This is a genomic window from Streptomyces sp. W16, from assembly GCF_033194735.1.
Lineage (GTDB): Bacteria > Actinomycetota > Actinomycetes > Streptomycetales > Streptomycetaceae > Streptomyces.
The window spans coordinates 1-6,683 of sequence record NZ_JAWOAI010000518.1 but is presented as its reverse complement, the minus strand read 5'-3'; the positions used below and the strand labels follow the sequence as shown (position 1 = coordinate 6,683).

General features: G+C 70.9%; 4 protein-coding genes. All 4 read right to left on the bottom strand.

Annotated features, from left to right (window positions below; genetic code table 11):
* Positions 1 to 1,238: ATP-binding protein (locus R6V09_RS42350; protein ID WP_317886811.1), on the bottom strand; the 1,238-nt coding region annotated here is incomplete at its 3' end.
* The gene (gene cobN / locus R6V09_RS42345) at positions 1,235 to 4,888 is read right to left on the bottom strand and encodes a cobaltochelatase subunit CobN (protein ID WP_317886810.1); all 3,654 of its coding nucleotides are present in this window, start codon (positions 4,886 to 4,888) and stop codon (positions 1,235 to 1,237) included. The genes cobN and R6V09_RS42350, both read right to left, overlap by 4 nt.
* On the bottom strand, positions 4,885 to 6,420 hold the full coding sequence (locus R6V09_RS42340) for a cobyric acid synthase (RefSeq protein ID WP_317886809.1): 1,536 nt from the start codon (positions 6,418 to 6,420) through the stop codon (positions 4,885 to 4,887). The genes cobN and R6V09_RS42340 overlap by 4 nt, the downstream gene beginning before the upstream one ends.
* The coding region (locus R6V09_RS42335) for a cobalamin biosynthesis protein (protein WP_317886808.1) at positions 6,417 to 6,683 on the bottom strand (267 nt) is incomplete at its 5' end. The genes R6V09_RS42335 and R6V09_RS42340, both read right to left, overlap by 4 nt.

The window sequence follows — 6,683 nt, the reverse complement described above, 5'->3', positions numbered from 1 at the left end:
ACGCTCAACGCCTTGGTGCGGAAGGGCTCGGAGGCGCGTACGGGCTGCTGTTCCCCGGCGCCCTGCGGCTGACCGCCCTCGCCGGCTTCGGGCTGCGCGGCCGTGTCACCGCCCTGGGGACCGTCCGAGTCGTCCTCGGGTGATTGCCCACCGCCGCCACCCGGGCCGTCGGGACCGTCCGGCCCCGGGTCGTCGTCCTCGGGCCCCTGCGTCTGCTCCTGCTCCTGTTCGGCGAACTCCTCCAGCGTGTCGTCGAGCTTGTTCTCGTCAAGTCCCGGCGCGTCGAAGGGATTTCGCCGCCTGCGGTGCGGCAGCGCGAGCAGTGCGGCCTGCCGTACGTCCTCGGCGAGCACATCGGTCCGCCCGGCCCAGGCGGCCAGCGCGGTCGCCGTCCGTGCCATCACGATGTCGGCGCGCATGCCGTCGACCTCGAAGGCGGCGCAGGTCGCCGCGATCTGCCGCAGCGCCCCGTCGCCCAGCCGCACGGAAGGCAACAGCGTGCGCGCGGCGATGATCTGGGCCCGTACGGAGGACTCCTCGTCCGCCCAGCGCTCGGTGAAACCGGCCGGATCGTCGTCGTAGGCCAGCCTGCGCCGCACGACCTCCACCCGCTGATCGGGTTCCCGTGAGGCCGCGACCTCCACGGTCAGCCCGAACCGGTCGAGCAACTGCGGTCGCAGTTCGCCCTCTTCGGGGTTCATGGTGCCGACGAGCAGGAAGCGGGCGGCGTGCCGGACGGAGACGCCTTCGCGTTCGACGTACGACGCGCCCATCGCGGCGGCGTCCAGCAAGAGGTCCACGAGGTGGTCGTGAAGGAGATTGACCTCGTCGACGTACAGGATCCCCCGGTGCGCGTCGGCCAGCAGGCCCGGCTCGAAGGCCTTGACGCCCTCGGCGAGTGCCCGCTCGATGTCGAGCGCGCCGACGAGCCGGTCCTCGGAGGCGCCGACCGGCAACTCGACCATGCGGGCCGGGCGTTGGGTGCCGGGTCCGGGCTCGTGCGGTCCGTCCGGGCAGGCCGGGTCGGGCGCGGCCGGGTCGCAGGAGAAACGGCACCCGGCGACGACGGCGACCTCCGGCAGCAGCGCCGAAAGAGCGCGCACGGCCGTCGACTTGGCGGTGCCCTTCTCGCCGCGCACGAGCACACCGCCGACCGTCGGCGACACGGCGTTCAGCAGCAGCGCGAGCCGCAGGTCGTCCTGGCCGACAACGGCCGTGAACGGAAAGGGAGTTGTCACTGGTCGTCGCCCTCCAGGTCGCCTTCGAGCTCCAGGTAGGTGGCCCGCAGTCGTTCCAGCGTGTCCGCGTCCGGCTCGGCCCACAGACCGCGCTCGGCCGCTTCGAGGAGCCGTTCCGTGATGCCGCGCAGCGCCCACGGGTTGGACTTCTTCATGAAGTCCCGGTTCTCCGGGTCGAAGACGTACTCCGCGCTGAGCTTCTCGTACATCCAGTCGTCGACGACCCCGGCCGTCGCGTCGTAGCCGAAGAGGTAGTCGACGGTCGCCGCCATCTCGAAGGCGCCCTTGTAGCCGTGCCGCCGCATCGCCGCCATCCAGCGGGGGTTGACGACCCGCGCCCGGAAGACCCGGTGCGTCTCCTCGCCCAGCGTGCGTGTCTTCACCTGGTCCGGGGTCGCGGAGTCGCCCACGTACGCCTCGGGGCTGGTGCCCGTCAGATGGCGGACCATGGCGACCATGCCGCCGTGGTACTGGAAGTAGTCGTCCGCGTCGACGAGATCGTGCTCGCGGGTGTCAACGTTCTTGGCTGCTACGGCAATTCGCTTGAACGCCGTCTCCATGTCGCCGCGCGCCGCCTGCCCGTCCAGCCCGCGCCCGTACGCGTAACCACCCCACACGGCATACACCTCGGCGAGGTCGGCGTCGCTGCGCCAGTTGCGCGCGTCGATCAGCGGCAGCAACCCGGCGCCGTACGCGCCCGGCTTGGAGCCGAAGATACGGGCCGTGGCCCGGCGCCGGTCGCCGTGCTCGGCGGTGTCCTCGTCGGCGTGCTTGCGGACGTAGTTGGACTCCGGGGGCTCCTCCAGTTCGGCCACCGCCCGTACCGCGTCGTCGATCAGCCCGACGACGTGCGGGAACGCGTCCCGGAAGAAGCCGGAGATCCGCACCGTGACGTCGATGCGTGGCCGGCCCAGCTCCGTGACGGGCACGATCTCGAAGCCGGTCACCCGGCGCGAGGCGTCGTCCCAGACCGGACGGCAGCCCAGCAGCGCCAGAATCTCCGCGATGTCGTCGCCCTGGGTGCGCATCGCCGATGTGCCCCAGACCGTGAGGCCCACGGACTTGGGGAACTCGCCGTTGTCCTGGACGTACCGCTGCACGAGCGAGTCGGCCAGCGACTGCCCGACCTCCCAACTCAGCCTGGACGGAATCGCCTTGGGGTCGACCGAGTAGAAGTTCCGGCCGGTCGGCAGGACGTTGACCAGTCCACGGGTCGGGGAGCCCGACGGACCCGCCGGGACGTAACCCCCGTCGAGCGCGAGCAGGATGTGGTCGATCTCGTCGGTGGTGCGGGAGAGCCGGGGCACGACCTCGTCGCAGGCGAACTCCAACACCGCGACGGCGGCCGGGAGTTCGGCGCCGACGACGGCACGGACGAGAGCCGGGACGGTCGTGACGTCCCACTCCTGGGCCTCCATGCCCTCCGCGAACCGGCGGCACAGCTGCTCCAGCAGATCGATCGCGTCGGCGGCCGAACGGGCCGGTCCGTCGACCAGCTCGCTCAACTCCACCGGCACCTTCACCGGCGCCCCCGGCTCGGCCAGCAACTCCTTCTCGCTGAGCCCGAAATACTCGGCCAACGCGGCCCGCAGCCCCGGCAGCGCGTTGGCCTGCCCGCCCCACACCTGCGAGGCGCGCAGCACGGCCAGCACGAGGTTCACCCGAGCCTCGCCGACCGGGCCGCCGCCGAGGATGTGCAGTCCGTCGCGGATCTGCACGTCCTTGATCTCGCACAGATAGCCGTCGATGTGCATCACGAACTCGTCGAACGCCGCGTCGTCCGGCTGGTCGTCCACATGCAGGTCGTGGTGCAGCTCGGCCGCCTTCACCAGCGTCCAGATCTGCGCGCGCACGGCCGGTGCCTTCGTAGGGTCCAGATCGGACACGAGGGCGTACTCGTCGAGGAGTTGCTCCAGCTTCGCCAGGTCGCCGTACGTGTCGGCACGCGCCATGGGCGGTACGAGGTGGTCGACGACCGTGGCGTGACCGCGCCGCTTGGCCTGTGTGCCCTCGCCGGGGTCGTTGACGATGAACGGGTAGATCAGGGGGAGTTCACCGAGCACGGCGTCGGGCGCGCAGCCGCTGCTGAGCCCAAGTCCCTTGCCGGGCAGCCATTCCATGGTGCCGTGCTTGCCCATGTGGATGATCGCGTCCGCGCCGAACGAGTTGTCCAACCACCTGTACGCCGCCATGTAGTGGTGCGACGGCGGCATGTCGGGGTCGTGGTAGATCGCGATCGGGTTCTCGCCGAAGCCGCGCGGCGGCTGGATCATCACGACGACGTTCCCGAACTGCAGGGAGGCGAGCACGATGTCGTCGCCGTCGACGTAGAGGTTGCCGGGCGGCTCGCCCCACGCGTCCAACATGCCCTGCCTGAGGTCCGGTTCGAGCTTGTCGAACCACGCCTGGTAGTCGGCGAGCGGTACTCGCGCGGGCGCGGCGGCCAGCTGCTCCTCCGTCAGCCACTCCACGTCGTGGCCACCGGCGTTGATGAGCCGGTGGATCAACTCATCGCCGTTGTCAGGGTGTTCGTCGACCCCGTACCCGGCGTCCCGCAACGCGTCCAGTACCCGGATCGCCGAGGCGGGCGTGTCGAGGCCGACCGCGTTGCCGACGCGCGAGTGCTTGGTCGGATAGGCGGTGAAGACGACCGCGAGCTTCTTCTCGGCGTTCGGCTTGTCCTTCAACTTCGCGTGCCGTACGGCGATTCCGGCGACCCGCGCGGCCCGCTCGGGGTCGGCGACGTAGACCGGGACGTCGTCCGGACCCTGTTCCTTGAAGGAGAACGGGACCGTGATCAGCCGTCCGTCGAACTCGGGGATCGCGACCTGCATCGCGGCGTCCATGGGGGAGAGGGCGGCGGCCGAGTCGTCCCAGGTGGCCCTGGACGACGTAAGGCAAAGTCCTTGCAGCACTGGCACGTTGAGGTCGGCGAGTGCGCCGATGTCCCATGCCTCCTCGTCGCCGCCGGCCGAGGCCTGCGAGGCGTGCGTACCGCCGGCGGCGAGGACGGTGGCGATGAGTGCGTCGGCCCTGCTGAGGATCTCGTACAGCCCGGAGTCGGCGCCGCGCAGTGAACCGCAGTACACGGCAAGGGCGTTGGCGCCCTTCGCCTCGATCCGGTCGCAGAGGGTGTCCACGAAGGCGGTGTTGCCGCTGAGGTGATGCGCTCGGTAGAAGAGCACGCCGACGGTCGGTCGCCCCTCGACGAAGGCACGCTCGCCGTGGACGCCGAACTCGGCCATCTCCTGCGGCGCTTCGAAGCCCTCGCCCGTGAGCAGCACGGTGTCCGAGAGGAACCGGGCGAGTTCGGCGAGGTTCTCCGGCCCGCCCTCGACGAGATACCTGAGCGCCTCGGCCACCACACCCGCCGGCACCGACGACTCGGCCATCAACTCGGCGTCGGGAACGGTCTCCCCACCGAGCAGCACGGTCGGAATCCCGGACGCCTTCAGCGCCGCGAGCCCGTCCTCCCAAGCACGCTTGCCCCCGAGAAGTCGTACGACGGCGACGTCCGCGCCCTCGACGAGCACGGGCAACTCGCCCGCGACGTCCACCCGGTTCGGGTTGCCGATCCGATACCCGGCGCCGGAGGCGCGCGCCGCCAGCAGATCCGTGTCGGCGGTCGACAACAACAACACTGTGCTCATGCGGGCGCTCCCGGTGGAATGAAAGGCAGTCCTTGTGGCGCGCCGGACTCGATGAGCCGCCACAGCGCGTCCGTGTCCGCGTGCTGTTCGATCAGGTCGCCGAGCCGGTCGAGCTGCTCCTCGCGCAGCGCGGCGAACGAGGTGTCGGCGGCCGGTACGAACCGGCGCCCCGCGGCGGCGGCCACCTCGCGCAGGAACGCCCGCCGGAACCCGTCCGACTCCAGCGAGCCGTGCCAGTGGGTGCCCCAGGTCTGGCCGACCCGGCAGCCGTCCAAACTGTGTCCATTGTCATCAGAGATGAACCGGTCCCCGCCCGTGAGTTGGGCGACGCCGTGGTGGATCTCGTACCCCTCGACCGGTTCACCGAGGGCTTCGCCCACCGGCCGGGTGAGGGTCTTCTCGCGCGCGAAGCGCACGCGCAGCGGCAGGACCCCGAGTCCGTCGACCGACCCCCGCCGGCTCTCGACCTCGTCCTCGATGTGCTCGCCGAGGATCTGGAAGCCGCCGCAGATGCCGAGGATCGGCCGCTGCTCCGAAGCGCGACGGACGAGGGCGTCCGCGAGTCCCCGTTCCCGCAGCCACTCCAGTGCCTGCACCGTCCCCCGGGTCCCGGGGATCACGACGAGGTCGGCGTCGGCCAACTCCTCCGGCCGGTCCACGAACCGCACCACCACACCCGGTTCGGCGGCCAGCGCGTCCACGTCGGTGAAGTTGGACATGAGGGGGACCGCGCAGACGGCGACCCGCAGCACGTCCTCGCCGACCGGCGGCGCGGTGTTGGACTCGCGCACGGTCCCGCGCAGCGAGATCCGCAGCCCGTCCTCCTCGTCGATGCCGAGCCCGTGCCGGAACGGCAGCACGCCGTACGTCCGGCGCCCGGTGAGCCCGAGCAGCATCTCCAACCCCGGTTCCAGCAGCGACACATCGCCGCGGAACTTGTTGACGAGGAACCCGGCGACGAACGCCTGGTCCTCGGGGCTGAGCAGCGCGACGGTCCCGAAGAAGGAGGCGAAGACGCCCCCGCGGTCGATATCGCCGACCACGAGCACGGGCAACTGGGCATTGCGCGCGATGCCCATGTTCACGATGTCGGTCCGCCGCAGATTGATCTCGGCGGGCGAACCGGCCCCCTCACAGATCACCGCGTCATACGTGCCCCGCAACTCGGCGAGACAGTCCAGCACGGTCCCGAGCAGCGCCTCCTGCCGACCACCGTGATAGCCACGGGCACTCATCTCGCCAACAGGCCTGCCCATCAGGACGACTTGACTGGTGCGGTCGCTGCCGGGCTTCAGCAGCACGGGATTCATCAGCGCGGTCGGCTCGATCCGGCACGCCTGCGCCTGCATGGCCTGCGCCCGCCCGATCTCCGCACCCTCGCGCGTCACGAACGAATTCAGGGACATGTTCTGCGCCTTGAACGGCGCCACCTTCACACCCTGCCGCACCAGCCACCGGCAGATCCCGGCGGTGACGACACTCTTCCCGGCGTCCGAGGTGGTACCGGCCACCAACAGCCCGCCGCCGCTCATGACTTCCGCCCCTTCACAAGGAGCCGCCCGGCGACACTGACCCCGAGCGCGAGCCAGCCGACGCGCCGGGACAGCCGTACGGCCCGGTCGATGTCCGGTACGGCGACGGCGCGTCCGGCGCCGTTGAGCACGGGCCGGTGCTCGACCCGGCCGCCGTAGGAGAGCGTCCCGCCCAGCCGCACGCCGAGGGCGCCCGCGAAGGAGGCCTCCACGGGACCTGCGTTGGGGCTGGGGTGCTTGCGGGTGTCGGTGCGCCAGGCGCG

Excerpts from the sequence above, each read along its gene's own strand:
- cobN (WP_317886810.1), bottom strand. The coding sequence starts at position 4,888 with ATGAGCACAGTGTTGTTGTTGTCGACCGCCGACACGGATCTGCTGGCG.
- R6V09_RS42340 (WP_317886809.1), bottom strand. The coding sequence starts at position 6,420 with ATGAGCGGCGGCGGGCTGTTGGTGGCCGGTACCACCTCGGACGCCGGG.